Consider the following 23,658-nt stretch of genomic DNA (forward strand, 5'->3'; position numbering starts at 1 on the left):
CTAATTTTCTTTGCCTGCCCCCTTAAATGTCGCTAGTCTAAGGGGGCTAATCATTTTTGAACGAAGTTTGACTTCTAGCATTTTCAGGGAGCGATCAATGGCAAAGAAAAAAGCGAAAACAGCTAAGAAAGCCGCAACTAAAAAAGCAGCAAAAAAACCTGCTAAAAAAGCTGCTGCTAAAAAAGCAACTAAGAAAACTGCAAAACCAGCGAAGAAAGCTGCAACTAAAAAAGCAGCAAAACCCGCTAAAAAAGCTGCGACGAAAAAAGCCGCTACTAAAAAAGCAGCTCCCAAAAAAGCTGCGAAAAAGTCTGCTGCTAAAAAACCAGCTGCTAAAAAAGCGGCTCCAAAAAAAGAAAAAGTGGCTAAAGCCGCAGCCGTGGGCGCGGGTGCTGCTGAAGTATTGAAACCTTCCACTTCTCCGGCAGTTGAAGAAATCTCTTCTGATTTCGACGACGAAGCTGAAATGGACAACATGATCGACATCGAAGAAGAAGACACTGGTTCTGACGACGAGTGGGAAACTGAATCTGATGACGAAGACATGGAATCTGAAGACGAAGAAGGTTCTATCGAAGAAGACGAAGAGTCTGAAGACGTAACTTCATCTGACGATGATGATGACGACGAAGACGATGAAGATGAAGACTTCGGCGATGACGAAGGTTACTTCTAATTCTGAAATCTAAATAACTGCGAAGCTCTTTCTAGAAGATTTTATGAAAGAGCATTTGCGGAAAATATTTAAGATTGGAAAAGCGCTCTTTGATGAAAAACAAGAGCGCTTTTTTGTATCTGCGAGGGTCTTCTCCAAACGCCTCTGCCTTCATTCCTAAAGACCGAGCCATCGCTAAGGCTCGCGGTTGATGATACTCTGATGTTACAATCAAAACTCTGGGATATTTTTGAGGCATTAAAGGCCGGCTGTTTTGTATATTGTCCCAGGTGTTTTTGCTTTCCCCTTCTTCCAGAAAATCCGTGTAACCTTCCTTCGAGAGAAGGATTTTATAGACGGCCACTTCTCCCCGTTTTTCATCTCCAGAAAGTATAAGCTGCGCATGCGGCCAACGACTTTTAGCTTTTGCCGCATTGCTGGCGCGGTCGCGGGTCACCGTACTTTTCAAATCCCCATTCGCACCTAATAAAAGAATGTAGTCATAATCAGTCAGCGAGCCGTTGCGGGAAAATCCATAAACATACAGCTCGGCCGCTAGAATATAAAATAGGAGGATACCTAGAAGAGTCATGTCGATATTGTAGCGCGAAGTGACCGGTCTTTGTAGTCAACGCCCCTGGTTTTGTTTATGATTTTTATATGTACAAGCATCTTTACCAGCGTTTTTTAGAAGCCCATCCTCACGAACTTCATTTTGCCTGCCACAGTCATCACTATTGGCCGGATGTTTCTCGGGACGCTCATATTCAGTATTGGGATGATTCTGCTCGTTATGTCGATGACAAGTGGGCGCATATTTTTTCGGTGAAGGTGCCTCATGCGCAGCAGCTGATCGCCGAGGTTTTAAATATCTCGCATCCAGAGCAAATCGTTTTTGCCCCGAATACACACGAGTTTGTGTTTCGACTTTTAAGCTCTTTGGATTGGAAAAAGAATATCCGTATCTTAACGACGGATTCCGAGTTTTACAGCTTTGACCGTCAGATCAACCGTCTTTCCGAGATGGGAAACTTTGAGGTGATCAAAGTTCCGACCTTACCATTTGAAACTTTCCACGAAAGATTTGAAGCCGAGATGGCCCGCGGCACTTGGGATCTGATGTTCTTAAGCCATGTGTTCTTCAACTCGGGCTTGGTTTGCGATGTCCATCGCTTGGCTTTGAAAGCTCCTCAAGGAAGCATGTTCGTTATTGATGGATACCATAGCTTCATGGCTGTGCCTTTGGATTTTTCTTCCCTTCAAGATCGCGTCTTTTATATTGCGGGTTCTTATAAGTATGCTCAAGGTGGCGAAGGGGCTTGCTTTCTTTATGTTCCACCGCAGACGCGGCACCGCCCTTTTCATACCGGGTGGTTTGCAGAGCTTTCTCACCTTTCAGCGGTGGGCAATCAAGTGGGATATCCGCAAGATGCTCTTCAATATGCAGGAAGCACTATGGATTTTTCCGCACTTTACCGCTTGATTGCGGTTTTAGAGAAATTTAAATCTGAGGGTTTGAATGTCGCTAAAATCCATCAAGTGATCAAAGACAATCAACAGACCTTTTTAGCTTCTTTAGAAAAGATTCAACATCCAGTATTAAACCGCAAGAATCTATTTATCTCGGCGTCTGCCACCGCCGAGCACGGACACTTTCTGACTTTTGAATGTCCTAGTGTTGAAGCCACTCAGGCCCTTGTTCGCCAGCTTAAGCAAGCGAAAGTCCAAACGGATTCTCGAGCGACTCGGTTGCGTTTTGGATTCGGACTCTATCACGACCATAGCGATCTTTTAGAACTGGTGCACAGAATTGGGACTCTAGCATAAATTGCAACTGATGCTTTTTCCGCATCAGTTGCATTATCTATGAAGGCCGCCGCTTCCGAAATAAAGCATGATGTATTTGTTATCATTCTTTTGATACATATATAGTTGTTTCCTATTTCATTGCGGAAGGACGTAAAGGACGATAGATACTTCGTCATTAACAAAACGGAGTTATCCATGAAAACACTTTTATCTATCGCCTTGATTTTGGCCTCTACAACATCTGCATTCGCGGCTCCCGCTAAAGCAAAACAACCAGCGAACCTTGAGCTTTGCACTTTGGAACTTCATGAAGAAAGCGAAGAGCTTTTCATCGTTGAAGAGATCTTCGACATCAAAAAGGCAGCAAGCGCTACCAATTTTCAACTTGAAATGTTGAACGCCCACATGAACTACATCAGCTTCGAAGAACCTAAAGACTTTACTTTCGAAGAAATTAAAGACGTGTTCCAAAAAAGTTTCGACGATCTTTACATCCTAAAATTGACTTCTCGTAAAACCGGCAAGGTTTACTTGGAAACAAAATCGTATCCCGGTGACAACCCTTATGGATTGGTCTTCGATCTTAAAGGAAATGTGATCGCTCAAAACGGCGATGATTCTTACACGCTGATCGGTAAAGATGGCAGCGAGTTTTCTTGCTACGAAGTGAATAAAGACAAGTACGACAACTAAGTCTTGGCTTTGGAAACAAAAAAGCCTCCTTCTCAGGAGGCTTTTTTTATTTGGTTAGCACACCGGTACTTTTCACCATGTTTTCCAGAATGCCACTGAAGCTATTCAGCTCCTCGTTGTTGATCTGATTCCAGAACGTTGAAATCTTTGGCGCCCATTGCGGGAAAATCTCTTTCACCAAAGCCTGTCCTTTATCCGTGATCTTAATTACGAAAGAACGTCCGTCCTTTTCGTGCAACTCACGCTTCACCAATTCAGCCTTCTCAAGTCCATTGATGAGTCCTGAAATCGTGGCTTGAGTCACGCCCACGCGATTTGAAAGCTCGGAAGGCATCATACCTTCAGGTGCATCTCCAAGCAGGATCAACAATGTGAATCGACCGCTGGACAGATTGTGAGGCGCTAGCAAACTATCTAAATAGTTCTCCAAGTCATTAGCCACCTTCATAAAAAGAAGATTCGCGTACAGCGCTTGAGAATCCACGGCGTCGTGGATTTTCGACGCCGAGGCTCTTAATTCTTCTTTAGAAGGCAGAGTTTGAATGAATAATTTAGCCATAACATACTCCTATTCTATTACCCTTCTGACAAACCTACTTCGTTAGACTCGACCGAACCTTTCGATTCAGAGCCCACTTTCACTTCAACATGACGATCTGCTTTTTCTTTTTTCATATGTGTCGTGAATCGAGAACCTAGGTTGTTAGCCCAAATTCTGAAGCGATCGACATAAGTGAACACCGCAGGTACGACGATCAAAGTCAAAATCGTTGATGAAATCATACCGCCGATAATCGCCACCCCCATCGCCGTACGAGTTTTCGAAGCCTCATTCATACCGATCGCCACAGGCAATGTACCTGCGATCAATGCAAACGAAGTCATCAAAATCGGGCGAAGACGTGTCTTACCAGCTTCGACCAAAGCTTCCGCTCTGGATTTACCTTGCGCCATCATTTGGTTCGTATAGTCGACAAGCAAGATACCGTTCTTACCGGCAACCCCGATCAACATGAAGAAACCAAAGATCGCAAAGATCGTTAATGTCTCGCTCATCAAGAACAAGCCCAGGAACGCACCACACAGTGCCAATGGCAAGGCCACCATGATTGTGATGGGTGTGATGAAGGACTCATACAGACTTGAAAGAATCAAGTAGATGAACATGATCGCGAATCCAAGGGCAAGGACCGTTGAAGTCATCAGCTCTTGCATGTTTTCCGCATCACCACCGAATGTGTAACGCACACTTGGAGGGAACGCGTTCGGACCTGTCGTCATCGATTTAACCACGTCATTCACGGCATCACTTAGACCCACGCCTGGAGCAAGCCCCGCCGTGACCTGAATATAACGACCACGGTCTTGACGTTCGATAGAAGCAGGACCTGTTGCCAAGTCACCTGTCGCTACGTCAGAAAGTTTCACCAGTTTTCCGTTCACGTTTGGAACATAAACTTGGTTGAAGGCTTGTTTAATATCACGTTGCTCTGGCAACAGACGTACACGCACTTCATACTCACGTCCCTTTTCACGGAACTTCGCTGGAGTTAAACCTTCCACTTGAGCACGCAATTCGCCGCCCATTGTTTTCGTGTTAATACCGTATAATTTTGCAGCGCCTGGTTTTACATGCACTTGCATTTCGGGTTTACCAGGGCGGAAGTTAGAATCCACGTCTTTAAAGCGAGGATCCGCCTTCAACGTCGCTAGCACTTTCGTCGCTGAAGCCTCCAAATCTTTTGGATCTGCAGAGATGATATTCAAGACAAACGGTTGATCTCCCATACCGCCGGAAGCGTCGTACTGTTTTACAACCGGATTTGCGTTGGTGAAACCAGCTAACTGTTTACGAATCTTATCGCGGAATTCTTCTGTCGTTAATTCCCCACGCTCTTTGCCATCTTTCATACGCACGTAGAACTGTGATTTATTAGATTCCCCGTACAAGCTACCCACGATTTTCGCCGTGTAGTTCACTTCGGGGTTCGCGCGAAGGATGTTATCCACTTCGTCCGCCACTTTATTCATACCATCTAAGCTGGTGCCTGGTTCCATTTCCAATGTGACGGCGAACTCACCCGAGTCGTCATCCGTGATAAAGGCTCCAGGAACTTTCGTGACAGTATAGATACTAAGCACGAACACCATGAATGTCGCACCAATCGTCATTAATGGATGACGTAAGGTCACACGCAATAACTTTTCGTAAACGTTTTCTAACCAACCTTGGAAGCGGTCAAAACCACGCACCAAGCGGCCCAATGTTTTTCCATAAAGTGTATTATGATCTTGCGGAGAATGACCTGCACCGTGACCCGCACCACCAAAGTAAGCCGTTAACATTGGAATGATCGTCATCGCCACGAACCAGCTGATGGCCATAGAGAACACGACGGTCATACCGAACTGTTTTAAGAACTGACCGATAGTTCCCGACATCGTACCTACCGGCACGAATACAGCGATAACAACCAGAGTGATGGCCATAACGGCCATTTGAATTTCCGTTGTTCCTTTTTCTGCCGCTGTCAGTGAATCTTCACCCAGTTCCATACGACGATAAATATTTTCGATAACCACGATGGCGTCGTCGATCAGAAGACCTACGGCCAAAGTCAACGCCAGCATCGATACGATGTTAATCGAGAATCCTGCGACCTTCATAATCATGAAGGCACCGATCAAGGAAATCGGAAGCGAAAGGGCTGTGATCAATGTTGAACGCGCACTTCCCAGGAAGAAGAACACCGTGATGATCGTGAGCACGATACCGATAATGATCGTTTCATTCACGTCATAAATATTATCTTTAATTTTGATGGAACCATTCGTCACGACTTGAACTTTGGGCGCACCATCAAGCTTCGCCAATTCAGGTCCGATACGATCTAATTGTTTAATAACGTCGTCAGCTACACGCACGGTGTTTGAACCGGATTGACGATACACTTGTAAGAACAACGCTTTTTCGCCATTCAAATAAGCGCGGGATTTTTCATCCTGCATGGTATCGACAACCTTACCTAGATCCGCCACACGTGTTGGAACTTCGTTTCCGTAAAGATTCACAAGAGTGTCAGAAATTTCGGGCACGGACTGAAACTCTCCGAGGCCACGGAACACAAGCTCTTTACCACCTTGTTGTTCCACTTTACCACTTGGAATGTTCTCGCCGGAAGCACCGACTTGACCCGCCACTTGGCTGACAGAAATTTCACGAGCACGCAGCTTATTACGATCCAAGATCACGTGAATCTCACGTTCACGGCCCCCGAAGATTTCGATGGCACCGACGTTGTTCACTTGCTCAAGACGTGGCTTGATAAACTGGTCCGCGATATCGAAAAGTTGCGCATCATTTAGATTGTTCGCCGTTAAAGACACCATCAAAATCGGAGTGTCTGACGGGTCAAACTTTTTGATGACAGAATCTTCAGCATCATCTGGAAGTTTCGGTTTTGCGATATTTACTTTATCACGCACTTGTTGTTCGGCGTACTTCACGTCGACCGAGCTATTAAACTCGACGATAACTTGTGAAACACCCTCTAAACTTTTAGAAGTCAGACGTTTGATACCGGAAATGGTACTCACTTCTTCTTCGATCGGACGGCTGACCAAGGTTTCAATCTCGGAAGGTCCTGCACCAGGATAAGTTGTTTGAACAGTGACAACCGGGATACTGACATCCGGAAATAAGTCCACGCTCATCGATTTGAAAGAGGCCCAACCCACGACGATGATGGCGATCGTCACACAGGCTGTAAAGATGGGTCTGCTGATTGATATCTTAGGTAAGCTCATGATTATTTTCCTCCTTCAACAGAGGCTTGGTAAAGTTTAACTCTAGCTTGAAGTCCAAGAATCTGAGCGGCCGCTTGCACGCGGTTCACTTCAGATTGAGAGAAGTCTTGTTCAAAAAGAAGAACTTGATAAGTCGTAGTTCTTCCCTGACGAAGACGTGTGCGCTCATTGTCCAATTTGGCTTTTTGCGCGTTGACGATATTTGTAGCTAGACGAAGGCTTTCTTTAGCTTCCGCCATTTGTTCTACTAAGTTCGTCCATTCTTGTTCTTGATTGAATTGTTTTGCTTGATAAGAAAGCTCGGCCGCTTTGCTGGCTTTCAGTGCTCCGGCTTTAGCATCGTTCAAAGCGAAGACATTTAACGGAAGATTGAAGCGCAGACCGACGAAAGCTGTGTCTCTGCCGTCTTCACCCGCCGCTTTTAAAGCGTCGTTTAATTCTTCATTACGACCGTTCAATGCGTAACTTCCGTAAAGATCTAAAGTCGGCTTGTTTTTTTCTTCAGTGACTTTGGCAGAAGCTTGCGCCAAGCGAGATTGCGCTTCCGCAGCTTTCACATCGTAGCGGTCGCCCGGTCTTGCTTTAGGAACTTCAACCGTTCCTAAAGAAGAATAGTTAATGCCATCCAACGCCGGAGTTGGTTCTTCTGCTTTTCTATTTAGGAAAGTGTTAAAAGCGCGACGAGCGGCTTTTTCGCTATTTTCTGCTTGTTGCACTCCGAAGATAGTGGCTTCGACCATGGCTTTGGCTTGAAGAACGTCGGCGTTTTCACCTAAGTTCATACGAGCTTTACGAGACACATAATCCAAAATACTTTGAGCTTGTTTCAAAGCGCGTTTCTGAACTTGCACAAGCTCTTGAGCTGATGCCAGTGACCAGTAAGCCGCTTCAGCTTCAACCAAAGTTCCCACAGACTCAGCTTCTGCGCCGAATTTTTCTGCGACATTTTGTTGACGAGTCAGTTCTTCATTCGCACGTGCCGTGCGACCGAAACCATTTCCCCAAAGAGGCATGTTTAATTCTAGAAGCGGAGTCGCATCCCAAAAGCTGTTCGGAATTCCTGCCGGAAGATCTGCTCCGACAACTTCCGTGCGGTCCATAGCGTAGGAAAGTTTTGTTTCAAGACCGAAACTGAAATCTTGAGATACTCCTAAAGAGTAATTCTGCATTTTCAGTTCGTCATATGTAATGGTGGAACCGAACGGCTCTTTGCCATCGTAGCCAATTCTTGCATTCGCAAAAAGACGCGGCGTAAAGAACAAGTCTGCTTCACGTGTCTTTAGTTGAGAAGCTTCGGCCTGCTCAGAGCTCGCCTTGTACCCTAAACTATGTTGTTTAACTTGATCGAGATATTCATTCAGATTCATTGCGGACGCTGAATTTCCAACCAGGGTGGCTGCGAGAATCAGCGAGAAGCTAGCAATGTTTAAAACGTCGGATCTTTTCATTTCATAACTCCGTTATGTAATCGCTTACATACTTAACCTAACCGAAGACCCCTAAGTATGCAATCAATTACTTTCTTGCGTCCTGATTTAGCTTATGATACATTATATAAAGATAAGACATTTCAAGTACTTAATTGAATTGTCAGGAGATTATCAATGACGGATTCATCTCAAGTTAAGATCCAAAAAGACGAAAGTCCTGCTCATGTTAAGGGCAAAAAAAGGGACCGTTCTGCTTCTGAAGAAAGACTGATTCAGGCAGGGTTGGAGATCTTTGCGAAAAACGGATTTAACGGTGCCACTACTAAGATGATTGCTAAAAAAGCGGACGTGAACGAATCACTGATCGGTCGCTACTTCGATGGCAAAGAAGGTTTGTTACTTGCCATCATCGAAAAGTTTCTTGAGCAAGTTATTCAAGACGAACTTCCCTACCCTCCTCAAAATTCGTTAGCAGCAGAGCTCGAGAATTATGTGCGCTTTCGCGTGAACCAAGGTTGTATGCACGAAGATTTCGCGCGCATCGTATTTTCGCAATGTCTGGTAGATAGAAAATTTAAAAAGAAAGCGCGTGAAACCATTCCGCTTCTCATCGATCCCAAATTAATTGATCGCGTGCAGATGCTGGCAGACAAGGGACGATTAAAAGAAGGAACGAATGTCATGGAGATCTGTGAACACTTAGATACTTTCTTAGACGGCATCTTCTTTTTCGATCACATCTTGCATGAAGAGTCGCCGGAAGTGACTGGCGATAAAGCGGCGCGCTTCGTAAAAACTTACTCTCGTCTTTTTGATAAATAAGATTTTTTAGATAGGTTAAAAATAAAAAACCCACAGTGAGAGCTGTGGGTTTTTTGTTTTATTCTTCAAACGCTGGAAGATCGTCGATCGTTGTTGTTGGCGGCGGTGGGATTACGCCTGGCTCTTCAGTTTGCGTTGTTGAGCCGGTAGAGTTCCCGCCTGAGCTTGAAGAACCCTTAGATCCCGTTGAAGAAGACTGTTTTTTCTTGTCCTCTTCTTGCTTACGTTTTTGTTCCTCAGCTTGCTTGCGAGCTTCTTCTTGTTTTCTTAACTCTTCTTGTCTGCGAACTTGCTCTTGATTTTGAGTTTGCGACTGACGACGTTGCTCTTCAAGGCGACGTTGTTCGTCGGCTCTGCGTTGAGCCTCGCGCTGAGCTTCGATACGTCTTTGCTCTGCCGCTCTTTGCGCCTCTTGTTGGCGTCTTTGCTCTTCAAGACGTGCTTGCTCGGCTGCGCGACGTTTTTCTTCTTCGATTCTGCGTCTTTCTCTTTCCTTACGTTCTTTAACGATAGGATCGTGTTCCTCCACACATTTCATTGCGTGCTGAACTCCGTACTGACCGCGATCTGCTTTATTGATGACACAGTTTTTAACTAAAGATGCTTGAGGTGTATTACAGATACGCATTGCATCTGTCGCGTCTCGAGGATTTGAGACATAAAGGCCACCGCGCAAGAACAACTCGGAAGCACACATAGCGACCTCAAAAGAGTTCGTATTCAAGCAAGCTTCCGCTGCATAAATAACGTTCTTTTTGTGAGGATAACCATTCTTATCAAAGGCTCTAGAATTTAAGTGCTTCGTCAAATAGATAGTACAATCTTGGAAACGAATGTCTGTACGGCCTCGGGTACAAGCCACATCCGTCTTTGAAGACATCGTATTTAGATTTTGATAAAGGAAATCAGAACACTCACGCTGCTGATAAGACATGGTGTCTTCATTAACGTAAATACTTGAATCGTTGTCATCATCCGCAACAACATAAGCATTCGCATTCACCGTAACGAACAAAACTGATAGTAAAACACCCAAAGTGAGTTTCATATATTCCTCGTTTGGCATTAATCCGGATGTATGTTTTGCAAGGCGTAGGCCACGTCATCTCGTTTTAATACGGCTTTTAGGTCGGTGGCGTGGCGAGGATTTTTACACAGTGACAATTCGGTTTGGCTCGAGAAAACGCTGACTTGGGAGAGATTTTAGGCAAAAAAAAAGCCCGAGGTGGGAAGAGAGAAAACCACCTCGGGCTAGCTAGTAATACTCGTACTTTCGTACTTAAGATCTATTTCATCGGCTTCGTGTGAACTGCGAATTTTTCGAACTCGCCGTACTCATGAAGTTTGTTATAAAGAGTCTTGATCGTAATACCCAAGTTGTTTGCCGCTTGAGTTTTATTACCACCAAAGTGCGCTAGAGCTTTCAAGATATAGCGCTTCTCTAGGTCGTGAAGAGTCATTGTAGGATCATACTCAATCACGTCTTTTTCAGTCTCACCGTTACGGATATTCTCTGGAATATCGTTCAACATGATCATGTGACCTTCAGAAAGGATCTGAAGTCTTTCGCACACGTTTTGAAGCTCACGGATATTTCCTGGCCAGTCGTAACGAATCAAAGCTTTCATCGCTTCTTCATTCACTGAACGACCACGGTTCAAATACGCGTGTTGAGAGTTGTTTAAAAAGTGGTTGATCAGCGACGGGATGTCATCTTTACGACGACGGAGAGGCGGAGCACTGACCACGATCGTGTTGATACGATAGAACAAGTCTTCACGGAAATTACCTTTAACAACTTCTTGGTCCAATTCTCTGTTCGTTGCACAGATCAAACGGATGTCTACTTTGATAGGGTCTTTGCCACCCACGCGGTAGATTTCACCTTCTTGGATGAAGCGAAGAAGCTTAGCTTGGATTGCTGGATCCAACTCACCGATTTCATCAAGGAACAAAGTTCCGCCGTTAGCCGCTTCCGCCAAACCGATCTTACGGTTGTAAGCGCCAGTGAAAGAACCTTTTTCGTGACCGAAAAGTTCTGACTCAAGAAGAGTCTCACGAAGAGCACCGCAGTTGATGGCTACGAAAGCTTTGTTTCTGCGATTAGAACGATCATGGATAGAGCGAGCGATAAGCTCTTTACCCGTTCCAGATTCACCAAGAACCAGGATGTTCGCCGTTGAAGGAGCTACGCGGTCGATCATCTTCATCAAGCTTCCCATCACCTCAGACTGGTAGACGATGGTCTTGTTTTCCAAAACTTTGGAAGTTGTATTTGTATTCCACATCACTTGATTTGCATTCTGAGAAGAGGGCAAGATCATAGAGTTGTTGTCGTTCATGGGTTCCACCTTTCGGTAACGTACTTTATAAATCTGGGTGGGTGTCTCAGATTGAATATCTCGTTCTGATACACCGCAGCAACGCATTGAGTTATAACTTTGGTCGTGTAAGTTTTGCAAGTAAATTTTTGCATGGCGTTAAATTTTTTTTAGGGCCTATGCTTCAACCCGCGGGATTTCAGCATCATGGGAAAGCCTTTTAAGTTGGCCGAAAACATTGATAAGTATCTGAAATTCATGACCTTTGTGAAGTCAGCCTCCCCCCTCACAATCAAGCACTATAGCTTAGATCTTAAGCAGGCTTTTAATTATGAGAATTCATCGGCTTCTTTGAGCGAGGCCGAATTGCTAGCCACGGCTCGCGGCGCCTTCAACCAATGGGCTCACCTTTCTTTGGCCTCTCGCAATCGCAAAGCCGCGACCCTGAAAAGCTTCTTTTCCTGGGCCTTCGACGAGTCTCTGACTGAGAGAGATTTGTCTCTGCAAATCACTTGTCCCAAGGTTCCAAAGAAACTTCCGCACTTCCTAAGCGTCGATGAAGCTTTGGCCGTCTTTAAAAGTTTTGATGCCGACAAAGAGATTTCGCTGAAAGAAAAAGTTCTGTTCCTGCTTCTTTACGGGGGCGGTCTGCGTGTCAGTGAAGCTTGTAACTTAAAGTGGTCTGAAGTTTTCATGTCGCAAAAGATTCTGCGCGTAACAGGTAAAGGATCGAAAGAAAGAGTCATCGCCCTTCCTACGTTAACGGTGCAAGTGCTGCACGCATGGAAGAAAGAAAGTGGTTTTAATAAGTTTGTCTTTGGTGAAGAGCCTTTGAATCCGCGCACGGCCTATGACATGGTGAAAATAAGTGGCCAGCGCGCGGGACTTTTAAAACCTTTGCATCCCCATGCTCTTCGTCACAGTTTTGCGACTCATTTATTATCGAGCGGAGCCAATTTAAGAACGCTGCAAGAGCTGCTAGGTCACGAGAGCTTACAGGCCACCGAAAAGTACACTCACTTAGGGATCGATCAATTGGCGAGGACGCTTGAAAATCTGCATCCTCTGGGAAAAGGAAAGTGATTACTTTCTGATAAATTCACACGTGATCTGATAACCCGCTCCTTCATCCAGCGCCAAAGTCACTTTATCACCATGATTCGTAAGAATATAAGTCTCTGAAAGATAGGCCTCTCCGACAAGAGGATACATGATAGTTTTTTGAGTAAGAACATTTCCGTCGATGGTTCCGACAACGTCATAACCAGAGTAATGACCTTCATTTATAGTTACGTGGCGAAAACCTTCTTCTAAAAGAAAGCCTACGGCCTCTTCGCCATAAACGTTGATCTCGATGGACTTCGGATTAGATGTCTGCTTGCTATAACTGACGTAAGCTCTTTTTCCCGGAGCCAATTCACATTTTTCCTGGTTAACCGAGTAGGCACCCAAGAACTGCTGTAAACCTTGAGCGTGAGAGATGTTTGAAAATAAAACTATCGCGATAAGTGAACAGACGAATTTCATAAAACCTCCGAGAGAGGCCTTTATAAGCTATCTTCGGCGGGGATCAAAATTCGCCGTACAAAACTTGTAATAGGTATAAAGCATATTCGAAACTGTCGCTTAGTTTTACAAAGTGGCGTGTTCAAGATAGTGGCGGACCATAGCTTCGACATTGCGAAGTTCCTGATCCACAAGTCCACGTTGGGGAGCAAGCTTGTCCGTATCTGCAAGATGAGCCTTAAAGAAAGGCGCCATCCAAGGTTCTGCATTCACAACACCTTGCTGAAGAAGAAACTTGATATAAAAGTGCATCTTTAAAACGAGAGGATCCTTTGCGGTCTCGACAGCCTTTAAAGCATTCCCTAAAAGGTTGAAAAGAAACTCAGAAGAATTATCACCCTCCTGGCTGACCTTGCTCACACAATCAATCATGTGCAGAGCAAGCTCCAGGCGGTCATAGTCTTTACGAATACCCGGGAAGTCGTTCAGCAGAGTCGCTTCTTGAAGAACATTCAGCTGTCCTTCTTCGGCCTGTTTATAGGTGAAACTCACGAAATGAGTGGGTTCAAGCACTCCCCCACCGAAACGTTTTTTACTTTTTAAGGCACCACGGGCAATGAACGACAGCTTTTCTCCGACGGGAGAAAGTGCATGAAGAATCAAGTCGGCTTCCGAGTATTTGATTTTTCTAAGAATGATAAAGCGGTCTTTGCCTTGAGTCACACGTCCCAACTTTGCTGAAGCTTTACTTCTTCATACGAAGATATCACAAGCTTGGCAAAGTCTTTTGTATTCAGAAGATCTAATCCCACAATCAACAGGCCGCGCAGTTGTTCTAGGCTTGGTGTCGGCTCCCACCAGTGACGAAACATTTTGATTGCTGACCAGTGGCACATATTGGTGCTCGCCATTTTCTGCCAGCCCTCAGTTTTAGAAAGACCTAGTTTTTTAAACAGATTTTCCGCAACGGCTTCCGCGCTGACATCTGAAAAAGTAAAAACGGCACGATCGAACAAGCGTGGCGTTCCGCATTTAAAATACGGCTGCGCTTTCGCCGAAATTTCTTTTTCAAAATTTTCGACAAGCAACGGATTATTCTGATGCTCACGACGGGCGTCAGATAATTCTTTTAAAAAAGCTTCCGCGTTCCAACTCATGTTCTGAGCTATCATCGCTGGCGAACGAAATCTTTCACCCGCTACGGCCACCGCTACAGAAGGCGAGTATGAACACAACCGCACGGTATAGGGACGAATGGCAATCGCCTCTTGAAAATGTCGCGCATGAGAAACTCGAAAAGAGAAAATACGCTTTTCGTTTAACAATTTATCAAGTTCTTCGGCAAAGGGATAAACCTCTCCGGTTACGGGATGATCTTCAGCAAATAAAACAAAACAGGTTTCTTTTTTTAAGCTCTCTACCCACTCTTTCACATCGTGAAGTTTCAAGTGTGAAAGTGCAGCCACTTCATAAGTTTCTTTGTAGTAGTAAGGAAGCAAACCTTCAAATACGGAGGTCTGTCCCAGAATCACACCCATGGCTTTTTTATGGGACATGAACTGGGCCGTACTTTGTGAAATTTCAAAAACAGCAGAGGCAATGCCCGGAAAACTACGCGCACGAGCTTTGGGTTCCAAACCTAAGGCGGCTTTGACTTGATCGTTTAATTCTTCCCAAGCTTCCGGTCGTACAACGTCGATAAACATCTTTAAAATTTAGCAGATTCCCTCACAAAAGAGAGTGCGACGAAGGTCTTATTTTCATCAGGAAATTGAGTGTTGACCCGATCCCAAAGTAAACTTACTAAGTTCACGTGGGAGTGCGTTTATGAAATGGAATAAGTTTGTTTTAGCTATGGCTTTCTTCACCGTCGGTGCTTTGACTTCACCCGCGCATGCTCTTTTTGAAACGCGCGTGACTTACGGAATGCTTGCGAACAACCCTGATTTAGCTCCCTTATGTCCAACTTGTGCTGCAGAAACTCCGTCCGTTTCTAATGCTTATGGTCTCGGCGCTGACGCGATCCTAACAATTCCGTTCCCTTTCGTTCCAGGTGTAGGTCTGCGTTATGAAAACATGAGCTTCACGACAAGCGGTATTGACTACACGATGGATTACACTCGCACCGCGCTTTTAATTAATTGGCGTCCCATCGACAATCTTTTCTTCTTAGGGCCTATTTTCACTTGGGGACTGTCTCACTCGACTCGTCTCAAGGCTGAAGAAGGTGGCGTATTAAAAGCAGATTTTTCAAGTGATTCCGTTAAATCCTACAGCCTGGGCTTAGAGGGCGGTGTGAAGCTGACTGGTTTCATTGTGGGAGCTGAAGTCGGCTACCTTGATTTTCGCTGGGATGGCGCAGAAGACGCGACTGGTAACGCAGCCACGCAAGATATTAATATGAGTGGAACTTACGGCAAAATTATCCTTGGCTTTTCTATTTAAGTGTCGAAATCTACACACCTCTGTTAGACTTGATTCTGAGAGGTGCTAATGACAAAAAAACGTATCGAATGGCCAGTCGCCTTATTCCTGATTATCAATCCGCTGGTCACCCTTATTCTAACTCCAATTTACTTCTACTATTATGGTTTCGAGTTAGACATTCTTCTTTTCGCTTTGATCTTTGCGGCTGCGACAAACTTGAGCATCACAGCGGGCTATCACCGTTTATTTTCTCATAAAAGTTACGATGCTCATCCCTTGGCTAAAGCGCTTTTCCTACTTGTAGGTGCATCAGGCTTTCAAGGTTCAGCTTTGAAATGGTCTTCGGATCACCGTCGTCACCACACACACATTGATGGAGAAAAAGATCCTTACAACATCAATGAAGGTTTCTGGTACGCCCACATGGGTTGGTTGTTCTTTAAAGACTCTGTTGACCAAAAAATCCACGCTCCTGATCTTCAAAAAGACTGGATGGTAGAGTTCCAACATAAATATTATGTGCCACTCGCAATTCTTACTGGCTTTGCTCTTCCCACTTTGATTGGCTGGGCGATGGGTTCGGCGTTGGGTGGATTCGTTATCGGCGGCGGTCTTCGTATCGCGTTGACTCAACAAAGCACTTTCTTCGTGAACTCTCTTTGCCATACTTTGGGTAAACAAACTTACTCAAAAGAGATCTCGGCTCGTGACTCTTGGTTTGTGGCGGTTCTTACGCATGGTGAAGGTTATCATAACTTCCATCATAAGTTCCAAATCGACTACCGCAACGGTATCAAGTGGTATCACTGGGACCCAACAAAATGGGTTATTAAATCTTTGAACTTTATGGGCCTTGCTACGAAACTTCGCCAGATTTCAAATGCAGAAATTCTGAAGGCGCGTTTGCAAGCCGAAGCTGCGGAATTAACGAAACATGGATTTGCGGAAGAAAAACTGCAAGCTATGAGAGAAAAAATCTTAGAAGCTCAGAACAAAATGAAAAAGCTTCGTGAAGATTACGAACAATTCAAAGTGGATGCAGTTCGTAAACGCGAAGAGCTTAAAGAGGCTTACGATTTAAAACTTGCGGAAATCAAACGCGAGATGGAAATTGCCAAGCTTGAGTTCCAGATGGGCATGAAGCAGTGGCAAGTGTGTCTAAGATCGGTTTAAGAAATTCAGTTTAGAAACTAAAAAGGGAGCTTTTCAGCTCCCTTTTTTTATTTGCAGTCTTTCGACTTATTATAGAAGAAGTAGTGGAATTGAGAAGACGCCGGATTCCCACCGATGTCCCTGTCGTTAGGATATCTAGTGGCTTCACGGAAAGCTTGCTGCTTCTTACAGTCCTGATATCGGTATTCCTCGTTAATCTTCATCATGTCCTGAAACGATGGCAAATAGCCTTTCTTTTTATAGAACTCGGCCTCTTTGGCATAAATATTCTTTTCTAGAGTTTTCGCCACCGCTTCAAATTGCACATTCGTTTTAATACTTCCGATCGGCATGTATTTAGGAAGCGTGTCTTCCGCAATACCAAACTGACGAACAAACTTAGCAAAATAAGACTTGATCGAATGTTGCGGAGCCCAGTGGTACTCGTAGCCCTTTTCAATCATCCAAGTATAAATGCTTTGAAGAACGGCATCTTGCATGCGCACTTGACGAAGAAGAGGATACCAGCGGTATTCCGCAACGAAGTCAAATCTTGGATCCACTTCGATATCGTAAGGAGCGAATAAGGAGGTCTTAGAAACACCTAAGCTTTTAAGATAGTCGGTGTTTTTAAACTTCGTTGCGCCACTGCGATATTTCGGAACCATAAAGCGACCATTGGAAGCTTTATCGTAAGCCATGCGGATCACTTCAGAACAGAAGATCGTTGAGTAGTCATCATCATCCATCGCAAAGTCATAACGAATGCCTTTTTTCTTATCTAAGGCTGCTTTCGCGATATCGTACATTTTTCTTGCGGCCGATTTCGCTAATGCCTCATCAGGCTGGCGGTACAAAGCGACACGCGCATCTTCGGCCTTTCTCCATTCTTCAAGTGGCGTCACAATCACACCATACTGAATCAAGGCTTCCACGACGAATTTCTTACCGGCTTTATCTTCACCGACAAGAGCCAAGTGGGAAAAGTTACCTTCTTCATCACCGATACGAGCGATCATCGCTGATACGTGCGATTTTCCGCGCACAAGCATCACGTCACCACTTTTCAATTTGAAATCTGCAAACTTGGGATTCGTCCAAGTGCTAGGCTTTGTATTCGCCATAATCGGCGCTTTTTCAAACTTAAAGACTTTCTGGTTGTACAGCCACTCTAAGAGATACTCTTCAGAAAAACGCGCATACTGAAAACCTTCACGGATCTCTGTGATACATTCCTTCGAAAGCTCATTGCGAGAATCAAACTCTTGAAGTTTATCATGCAGGACAACGCGGATTTGAAAGATCGTGTCCATCACTTCACTGCCGCGAGTTTTTAATAACTCTACTTCCGCAGGAGTTTTAGGAATGAAATGATCCGCTGGAAGATAATAAAGATAGTCCGTGACTTGGTTCACGAATTTCGCGCAAGTTTGCGGATTAAAGATCTGCGGATTGTTTAAATCATTCAACACTTTTTGACTGCCCGTCAAAAGCTCTTCCGTGCTGGCGGGACGACGATAGGATTCAACCTCACCTGTTTTTGAAAAGGGACTTTGACAGGCTGCCAGCGCCAAAAAGGCAGAACCTAGAAGTAAGCGTTTTTTCATTAGGATTTCCCCCGTTTCCCCTTCTTCGGAAAATTCTTGGGTTTCCGTAACTGGACTTTCGAAGCGAAGCAAAATTCAGCTCGGTTTAGCTGTCTAAGTCTTGGTCGTGGCTATGACCGTTTAGGCGTTTACCCATGATTGTCTCACTTTGAGACGGCATTCCGCTTTGTAATCTATTGAAATCATTGAGCCGCATTTGGCAAAGCTCTTGCTTTGTAAGCCCTGTGAGGAGACCTATCCATGAAAACTGGAACACCACTATTATATAAGCTGTTGTTGTTGAACTTGTGTTTCAGCGTTGGTTGGAGCTTGGGTTCGCCTGTCTTTTCTACGTTCGAGTTAGCTTCAAGTGATAAAGGTCTTTCTGTTCCATTTAATATTGATGAACAGCCAGCCCCCATCATCGAACATGCTCTTGATCAGATTGATAAAGCTAAGAATGTTCAAAACCTTTTAGGTAGTCTGAACAATATGAGCAATAAGAATTGCCCTGACTGCGAAAAACAGTTGGCAAATCTGCGCTACAATCAGTGCAACCGTCAAAATGACTATTTGGAAAAAGAACTTGCACAGACTTCGCAAGGGAACTCATTGCTATCGGCCCTCACTCGCTCCCCTATTCGCGTGAATTCTATTATTAAACCAATGTGCATGCGTATGTCGATGGAAGCAAAATTTTCGGCTAGCAGTAAATCTTTCCGTCAATGCGCTGCGAACGGAACTACCTCTCAAGCATTCCGTCCTTGTATCTCAGAAAACTATTTCAAACTCATCAACAACAGCTTCGACGTTGTCAGCTCGTGCATGAAGGACTTCATTGCTCCGGGTGAAAGCGAAGAGATGCAAAAGCTGGATGTTCGCGCCGTTTACGCTCTTATCAATGTTGAATCTGGTTTCCATGTGAACGCGATGAGCGGCACGGGTGCTGGCGGTATCGGTCAGTTCACGCAACCCGCAATTCAAGACGTCAACACGAATGAATTAAATGACATTCGTATCGCTTTAGAGAGTAGCAAGAACCGTTTGTGCTCACGCCTTTCCATGGAGTTCCTAGATTCCATGCAACCCATTCGTCCGCAAAAATCTTACGCGTGTGATCGTATCTCTTTAAAGCGCGGAAACCCTGTGACGAACATGATTTATACTTACGCTTATCTTAAAGGTGTTAAGAAAGACATGAACTCGATGATCTTTAGCAATAGAAATTATAAATCGAAGTTCCGCCTTTCTGAATACGACATGAACAAAGTGAAAAGAGCTTTGATGGTTTGGTCTCACAACACAGGTCCTGCGGGAACTTGGACTCCGGCGAAGACTTTGTTAAATACTTACTACCGCAATCGTCAGGTGACGAACGCGGACGAGTTCATCAACCAAATGCAGCAGTACATGCAAAAGTTCCCGGCGAGCGCGAATAAGAGTTCCGCACGTCGTAAAGAAACATCGTCTTATTTCCCTGCGATTACGAAAACATTGAACGATATCGAAAAGAATGCTGGAGGTGGATCATGCGTAAATTAATTCTGATGATTTGTTTGCTTGCTTCCCAATCGTCCTTGGCTTTTAACGACAGTCTGACTTTACAAACTGCGGATAACCTTATTGCGCACTTGCAACGGCAAGACAACATCGTCGCTCGTTTGCAATACCTAGAAACATACAAGCAGTTTCTTTTCGAGCGATTAAATACGATTGAGATTCCTGATCTTGCGACCACGCCCGATGATCACCCGGCCTTGGAAGAATACCGCAGTTTGACTGAATATGATAACTACGTGAATTTGATTCGTATGAAAGATATCAATGCTTCGACCTGTCAGCGCACGAAAGTTCGCATTGAAAACTCCACCAGCCGTGACGGCGGACTAGTGCCTGAGGCTGTTGAGGCGATGAAGATTCTCAATGCGCTTTGCAGTCCTACTACAAACTAAATCCCTTCATAAGCTTTGCGGCGACCGGATTGTTGATCTTTCGGTCTGCCGCCGCAAGCCAGATCTCTTCACTCACGCCTTTTAATGTTCCTAACACCACCAGCTTCTTTTCTTTGATAAGCTCATTGGCAGCCATTGAGGAAATCGGTATCAGACCGACGCCTTCCTGACCTAAAAGTATTTGCAAACTTGTGTCTTGAGTTTCGGCGATGCGATCAACTCTGATACCATTGACCTTGAAGTAGTGATCTAAATCTCGACGTAATTTGCTATGCACCGTGGGAAAGACAAAGGGCTGACCTTCTAAAGATTGCGGAAAGCCTTTCTTCAAATGTTTGTATTTCGCCGATGCACAAACCACGACATCCAGCTTCGCAATAGGTCGGGCATAAATGCTTTTGGTGTCAACGTTGGGCGGATAGTTGGCAAGAAGCAAGTCAATTTGATGGGCGCTGAGCTCTCGCAAAAGTTCACTGCCTCCTCCCTCAACGACCGACACCGAACAATTCCCTTGCTTATAGGCCTGCAGAATAATTTCTAACAGGATGTGTTTGGGCACGCTGTCCAAAGCGCCTATCTGCACGTGCACGCGATTGTTTTGAAGACGGTCATGCAGAGCCTCCACCATTTCTGAACCTAAATGGAACACCTGGTCCGCATATTCGTAAGCCAACTTTCCTGCCTCTGTCAGATGCAGCCTTTGCTTACGGCGTTCAAAAAGATCTTTGCCTAATGACTCTTCCAGTTGGCGTAATTGAGTGCTTAAGGAAGGCTGTCCGATTTTAAGTTTTTCAGCAGCTTTAGCAATGCTCCCCTCTTTAGCGATTGTATAAAAGTAGTGAAGGTGATGATAATTAAGCCACTGCATTTGGTTTGCTACTTTAACAGGCATAAGACCTCTTCGTTAAAATCAAATAACTTGTTAAAGATTATCGATTTTTTATAATTTAGAAAAGCCCTTATACTCTGAGTCCGGAGGTCCTTTTTTGTGACGCAGACTCTATTGTTTCCTTTTGCAGAATATTGGTGGTTTTATGCTGGATTTATCGCTTTCGTTTTGGCGATGCTTGCGTTGGACCTGGGTGTCTTTCATAAACATTCGCACACTGTCGGCTTTAAAGAAGCCACGATTTGGTCGATTGTTTGGGTCAGCTTGGCTTTGCTGTTTAACGCTGGACTCTATTACTACGCCCTAAATAAGTTTCCTGACCCGACCACAGCTAAAGACGTTGCCCTGCAATTCCTTACCGGATACGTCATCGAAAAATCTTTATCTATAGATAACATATTTGTCTTCGTCGTCGTCTTCGGATTCTTCGGCGTTCCGCCGAAATACCAGCATCGTGTTTTATTTTACGGTATCTTGGGTGCCTTGATCTTCCGTGCCATCTTCATCGCTCTAGGCTCTGTGCTGATGCAGTACCAAGCGGTCGTGATGATCTTCGGTGTGTTCTTAATCATCACGGGTCTAAAGATGATGATTCAGCCCGAAAAAGAAATCGATCCCACTCAAAACTGGTTGATCAAGTTCATGCGAAAATACGTGCGCGTTCACGAACGTATGCATGAAGATCATTTCTTCATTGTTGAAAATGGGATTCGTCATGCGACTCCGTTGTTCGTTGCTTTGATCTTCCTTGAAGCTACGGACATTATTTTCGCTGTGGACTCGGTGCCGGCGATCTTTGCGATCACGAATGAACCTTTGTTAGTTTTCACTTCGAATATCTTTGCGATTCTTGGCCTGCGCTCTTTGTACTTCTTGCTTGCCGGTGTCGTCGACAAGTTCCACTTACTGAAGTATGGTCTAGCTGCCGTTCTTATTTTCGTGGGCTTAAAGATGGTGTGGTTGAACAAGCTGTTCGATGGCCACTTCCCTATTCTGTGGTCTCTCGCTATCATCGCCTTCTTTATTGGCGGCTCGGTCGCCCTTTCTTTGCTAATTAAGCCAAAGAATAAATGACAAGTGCCCCTAAGATCAGGATAATGATCTTAGGGGGCTTTTTATGAATAGAAGACTGTTCTTCGCTCTTAATGCCACGGATCCTCTTTCCGAATCCTTCCTACCCACTTACAAAAAATTGAAAATCAATGCCGATCGGCGAGAAATCAATGTGAAGTGGGTTCCTGTTGATAACTTCCACATCACCGTCAGTTTTTTGGGCGAACAGCCTGAAGAAAACATTCCGGCCTTGATGGATGCTTTAAAGGAAGTTTGCACACTCTTCACCCCTTTTGACTTAAAAATCGAAGATATGGGTGCTTTTTCCAATGAACACGATGCTCGAGTTCTTTGGTTAGGCGTTCAGAAAAAAAGGTACTTAGGTGAATTTAAGTATGCTCTGGATGATTTGCTACTGGAGCGCGGACTGATTCAACATCCAGACGCTAGAGAATTCAAACCTCATTTGACCTTCGGAAGACTTCGCAATCCTCGCAGTGTGAAAGACATGATTTCACCCTTCAAAAGAAAAAGTTTTGGAAAAATTCATGTGAATGAAATCGTGCTTTATGAATCAAAACTTCAGGGAGTTTTCCCCGTGTATACGCCGATTTTACGTTGCCCTCTGACGGGAGAAGAAAAGCTTGTGGAAGAAGAGGCCTTTCCGATTATCGCGCCATAAAAAAAGGGAGCTTACGCTCCCTTTTTTTTATCTGTGGGCCCATCCGTAAAGGCGGATGTAGATCGTGCTGTTCTTAAGATAGAACATCAGATCTCCATAGTAGTGACCTTCAAATGGAGGCCAGAAGAAAACTCTTGTCCAGCAAGTTTGGCGTGGTGGCAATATCTTCGGGCAATTTGTCGTGGCATCGTAGGCTTGCCCACGGATTGAAATGCCTTCGAGGTCCACTTGTTGCTCGCCTGCTGTTAATGAAAAATCGGCATACATACGGCTGTTCACCCAAGTAGAACCGAAGTTGTAGCTATAGTACTGGTCTTGCTGTTTTCCTGACTCAACTGTCAATGCGGTGACGTCGTTTGCCGAAGCCATCACGCTTCCAAAAATCAATGACATGAAAATGAGTAGCTTCATCATGGTTCCCCCTACACTTAAAGTCTGAAAGACGGACGCATGCGAATCAATGCAAATGCTTGAAATTTACGCACAGGGTTGCAAAAAAGAAGCAGGCACTTACTGGCACTGAACATTGGCAGTTGCATTCACGAAGTAGTACGGTCCATTTGCGTAAACATAAGCGTACTGGAAGCCACCTGCGGGCACCCACACTTGGAACCAAGAATTCATCCACACACCTGTTTGAGTTAGACCGAAAACTTGTCCTTGGCAGAAGGCATTGAAGCCTGTGTAGTTATAAACCTGAACAGCAGTCCATTGAGGTGTCACTTGGAATTGCATTTGCGGAACCCACCAAGCAAAGCTCAATGAAGGCAGCATAAAGCCCACGATAGCAACGAATAGATTTCTCATAAAAACTCCTCGGTTAAAACTTTCCAGAGCCTCGTAACATGGGCCCTGTCGCTGTTTCAACGAAGAA

24 protein-coding genes are annotated in these 23,658 nt (G+C 44.7%); 11 read left to right on the forward strand and 13 right to left on the reverse strand.

Annotated elements, in window-relative coordinates; all coding sequences use genetic code 11:
* Positions 1 to 97 precede the first annotated feature (97 nt).
* Positions 98 to 676, forward strand: coding sequence for a hypothetical protein (locus tag AZI85_RS11305; RefSeq protein ID WP_063204908.1), 579 nt, complete (start codon positions 98 to 100; stop codon positions 674 to 676).
* 31 nt (positions 677 to 707) lie between these two features.
* Here AZI85_RS11305 and AZI85_RS11310 read toward each other — a convergent pair whose 3' ends face one another.
* Positions 708 to 1,247 (reverse strand): YdcF family protein, encoded by a 540-nt coding sequence (locus tag AZI85_RS11310; protein ID WP_063244141.1) that lies wholly within the window; start codon positions 1,245 to 1,247, stop codon positions 708 to 710.
* Positions 1,248 to 1,315: 68 nt separating this feature from the next.
* Between AZI85_RS11310 and AZI85_RS11315 the strand changes: the two genes are divergently transcribed.
* On the forward strand, positions 1,316 to 2,482 hold the full coding sequence (locus tag AZI85_RS11315) for an aminotransferase class V-fold PLP-dependent enzyme (protein WP_063244142.1): 1,167 nt from the start codon (positions 1,316 to 1,318) through the stop codon (positions 2,480 to 2,482).
* Between the two features lie 177 nt (positions 2,483 to 2,659).
* On the forward strand, positions 2,660 to 3,157 hold the full coding sequence (locus AZI85_RS11320) for a hypothetical protein (protein ID WP_063244143.1): 498 nt from the start codon (positions 2,660 to 2,662) through the stop codon (positions 3,155 to 3,157).
* Between the two features lie 46 nt (positions 3,158 to 3,203).
* Here the strand turns inward: AZI85_RS11320 and AZI85_RS11325 are convergent, their stop codons facing one another.
* The 3 genes from AZI85_RS11325 to AZI85_RS11335 are packed head-to-tail and all read right to left on the reverse strand — an operon-like array spanning position 3,204 to position 8,412.
* Positions 3,204 to 3,716 carry a MarR family winged helix-turn-helix transcriptional regulator gene (locus AZI85_RS11325; RefSeq protein ID WP_063244144.1) on the reverse strand — a complete coding sequence of 171 codons (513 nt, stop codon included), beginning with the start codon at positions 3,714 to 3,716 and terminating at the stop codon, positions 3,204 to 3,206.
* Positions 3,717 to 3,733: 17 nt separating this feature from the next.
* Positions 3,734 to 6,964, reverse strand: a complete 3,231-nt coding sequence (locus AZI85_RS11330; protein WP_063244145.1) for an efflux RND transporter permease subunit — start codon at positions 6,962 to 6,964, stop codon at positions 3,734 to 3,736.
* A gap of 2 nt (positions 6,965 to 6,966) precedes the next feature.
* Positions 6,967 to 8,412: a TolC family protein gene (locus AZI85_RS11335; RefSeq protein WP_253720957.1), complete on the reverse strand. Its 1,446-nt coding sequence runs from the start codon at positions 8,410 to 8,412 to the stop codon at positions 6,967 to 6,969.
* Positions 8,413 to 8,568: 156 nt separating this feature from the next.
* Here AZI85_RS11335 and AZI85_RS11340 point away from each other — a divergent pair, with 156 nt between their 5' ends.
* Positions 8,569 to 9,216: a TetR/AcrR family transcriptional regulator gene (locus AZI85_RS11340; protein ID WP_063244146.1), complete on the forward strand. Its 648-nt coding sequence runs from the start codon at positions 8,569 to 8,571 to the stop codon at positions 9,214 to 9,216.
* 58 nt (positions 9,217 to 9,274) lie between these two features.
* On the opposite strand, the gene AZI85_RS11345 is transcribed toward AZI85_RS11340, so the two are convergent.
* Positions 9,275 to 10,264 carry a hypothetical protein gene (locus AZI85_RS11345; protein WP_063244147.1) on the reverse strand — a complete coding sequence of 330 codons (990 nt, stop codon included), beginning with the start codon at positions 10,262 to 10,264 and terminating at the stop codon, positions 9,275 to 9,277.
* 238 nt (positions 10,265 to 10,502) lie between these two features.
* Positions 10,503 to 11,558 (reverse strand): sigma-54 interaction domain-containing protein, encoded by a 1,056-nt coding sequence (locus tag AZI85_RS11350; protein ID WP_063244148.1) that lies wholly within the window; start codon positions 11,556 to 11,558, stop codon positions 10,503 to 10,505.
* A 186-nt stretch (positions 11,559 to 11,744) separates the two neighbouring features.
* Between AZI85_RS11350 and AZI85_RS11355 the strand changes: the two genes are divergently transcribed.
* A complete protein-coding gene (locus tag AZI85_RS11355) occupies positions 11,745 to 12,620 on the forward strand; it encodes a tyrosine-type recombinase/integrase (protein WP_063244149.1) in 876 nt (291 codons plus the stop codon).
* Here the strand turns inward: AZI85_RS11355 and AZI85_RS11360 are convergent, their stop codons facing one another.
* The 3 genes from AZI85_RS11360 to AZI85_RS11370 all read right to left on the reverse strand — a co-directional run bounded on the left by AZI85_RS11360 (position 12,621) and on the right by AZI85_RS11370 (position 14,749).
* A complete protein-coding gene (locus tag AZI85_RS11360; RefSeq protein ID WP_063244150.1) occupies positions 12,621 to 13,064 on the reverse strand; it encodes a hypothetical protein in 444 nt (147 codons plus the stop codon).
* 105 nt (positions 13,065 to 13,169) lie between these two features.
* Positions 13,170 to 13,766, reverse strand: coding sequence for a DNA repair protein RecO (gene recO / locus AZI85_RS11365; protein ID WP_063244151.1), 597 nt, complete (start codon positions 13,764 to 13,766; stop codon positions 13,170 to 13,172).
* Positions 13,763 to 14,749 carry a hypothetical protein gene (locus AZI85_RS11370; protein WP_063244152.1) on the reverse strand — a complete coding sequence of 329 codons (987 nt, stop codon included), beginning with the start codon at positions 14,747 to 14,749 and terminating at the stop codon, positions 13,763 to 13,765. Before AZI85_RS11370 ends, recO begins: the two co-directional genes overlap by 4 nt.
* A 121-nt stretch (positions 14,750 to 14,870) precedes the next feature.
* Here AZI85_RS11370 and AZI85_RS11375 point away from each other — a divergent pair, with 121 nt between their 5' ends.
* Together AZI85_RS11375 and AZI85_RS11380 are read left to right on the forward strand one after the other, a co-directional pair.
* Positions 14,871 to 15,488 carry a hypothetical protein gene (locus tag AZI85_RS11375; RefSeq protein WP_063244153.1) on the forward strand — a complete coding sequence of 206 codons (618 nt, stop codon included), beginning with the start codon at positions 14,871 to 14,873 and terminating at the stop codon, positions 15,486 to 15,488.
* A gap of 48 nt (positions 15,489 to 15,536) precedes the next feature.
* Positions 15,537 to 16,643 carry a fatty acid desaturase gene (locus AZI85_RS11380; protein ID WP_063244154.1) on the forward strand — a complete coding sequence of 369 codons (1,107 nt, stop codon included), beginning with the start codon at positions 15,537 to 15,539 and terminating at the stop codon, positions 16,641 to 16,643.
* A gap of 47 nt (positions 16,644 to 16,690) precedes the next feature.
* Here AZI85_RS11380 and AZI85_RS11385 read toward each other — a convergent pair whose 3' ends face one another.
* Positions 16,691 to 18,229, reverse strand: coding sequence for a YiiX/YebB-like N1pC/P60 family cysteine hydrolase (locus AZI85_RS11385; protein WP_063244155.1), 1,539 nt, complete (start codon positions 18,227 to 18,229; stop codon positions 16,691 to 16,693).
* Between the two features lie 240 nt (positions 18,230 to 18,469).
* Between AZI85_RS11385 and AZI85_RS11390 the strand changes: the two genes are divergently transcribed.
* The gene (locus AZI85_RS11390) at positions 18,470 to 19,750 is read left to right on the forward strand and encodes a transglycosylase SLT domain-containing protein (protein ID WP_063244156.1); all 1,281 of its coding nucleotides are present in this window, start codon (positions 18,470 to 18,472) and stop codon (positions 19,748 to 19,750) included.
* Positions 19,738 to 20,160, forward strand: coding sequence for a hypothetical protein (locus tag AZI85_RS11395; RefSeq protein ID WP_253720958.1), 423 nt, complete (start codon positions 19,738 to 19,740; stop codon positions 20,158 to 20,160). Before AZI85_RS11390 ends, AZI85_RS11395 begins: the two co-directional genes overlap by 13 nt.
* Here the strand turns inward: AZI85_RS11395 and AZI85_RS11400 are convergent.
* Complete coding sequence (locus tag AZI85_RS11400; RefSeq protein ID WP_063244157.1) at positions 20,150 to 21,052, reverse strand: LysR family transcriptional regulator; 903 nt, start codon at positions 21,050 to 21,052, stop codon at positions 20,150 to 20,152. The two genes, AZI85_RS11395 and AZI85_RS11400, sit on opposite strands and share 11 nt — an antisense overlap.
* A 96-nt stretch (positions 21,053 to 21,148) precedes the next feature.
* Here AZI85_RS11400 and AZI85_RS11405 point away from each other — a divergent pair, with 96 nt between their 5' ends.
* Together AZI85_RS11405 and thpR are read left to right on the forward strand one after the other, a co-directional pair.
* Complete coding sequence (locus AZI85_RS11405) at positions 21,149 to 22,123, forward strand: TerC family protein (RefSeq protein ID WP_063244158.1); 975 nt, start codon at positions 21,149 to 21,151, stop codon at positions 22,121 to 22,123.
* A gap of 43 nt (positions 22,124 to 22,166) precedes the next feature.
* On the forward strand, positions 22,167 to 22,784 hold the full coding sequence (thpR, locus tag AZI85_RS11410; RefSeq protein WP_063244159.1) for an RNA 2',3'-cyclic phosphodiesterase: 618 nt from the start codon (positions 22,167 to 22,169) through the stop codon (positions 22,782 to 22,784).
* 27 nt (positions 22,785 to 22,811) lie between these two features.
* Here the strand turns inward: thpR and AZI85_RS11415 are convergent, their stop codons facing one another.
* Both AZI85_RS11415 and AZI85_RS11420 read right to left on the reverse strand, forming a co-directional pair.
* On the reverse strand, positions 22,812 to 23,198 hold the full coding sequence (locus AZI85_RS11415; RefSeq protein WP_155724000.1) for a hypothetical protein: 387 nt from the start codon (positions 23,196 to 23,198) through the stop codon (positions 22,812 to 22,814).
* Between the two features lie 96 nt (positions 23,199 to 23,294).
* A complete protein-coding gene (locus AZI85_RS11420) occupies positions 23,295 to 23,591 on the reverse strand; it encodes a hypothetical protein (protein ID WP_063244161.1) in 297 nt (98 codons plus the stop codon).
* Between the last annotated feature and the right edge of the window lie 67 nt (positions 23,592 to 23,658).

This window comes from Bdellovibrio bacteriovorus (genome assembly GCF_001592755.1).
In the GTDB taxonomy this organism is placed as follows: domain Bacteria; phylum Bdellovibrionota; class Bdellovibrionia; order Bdellovibrionales; family Bdellovibrionaceae; genus Bdellovibrio; species Bdellovibrio bacteriovorus_E.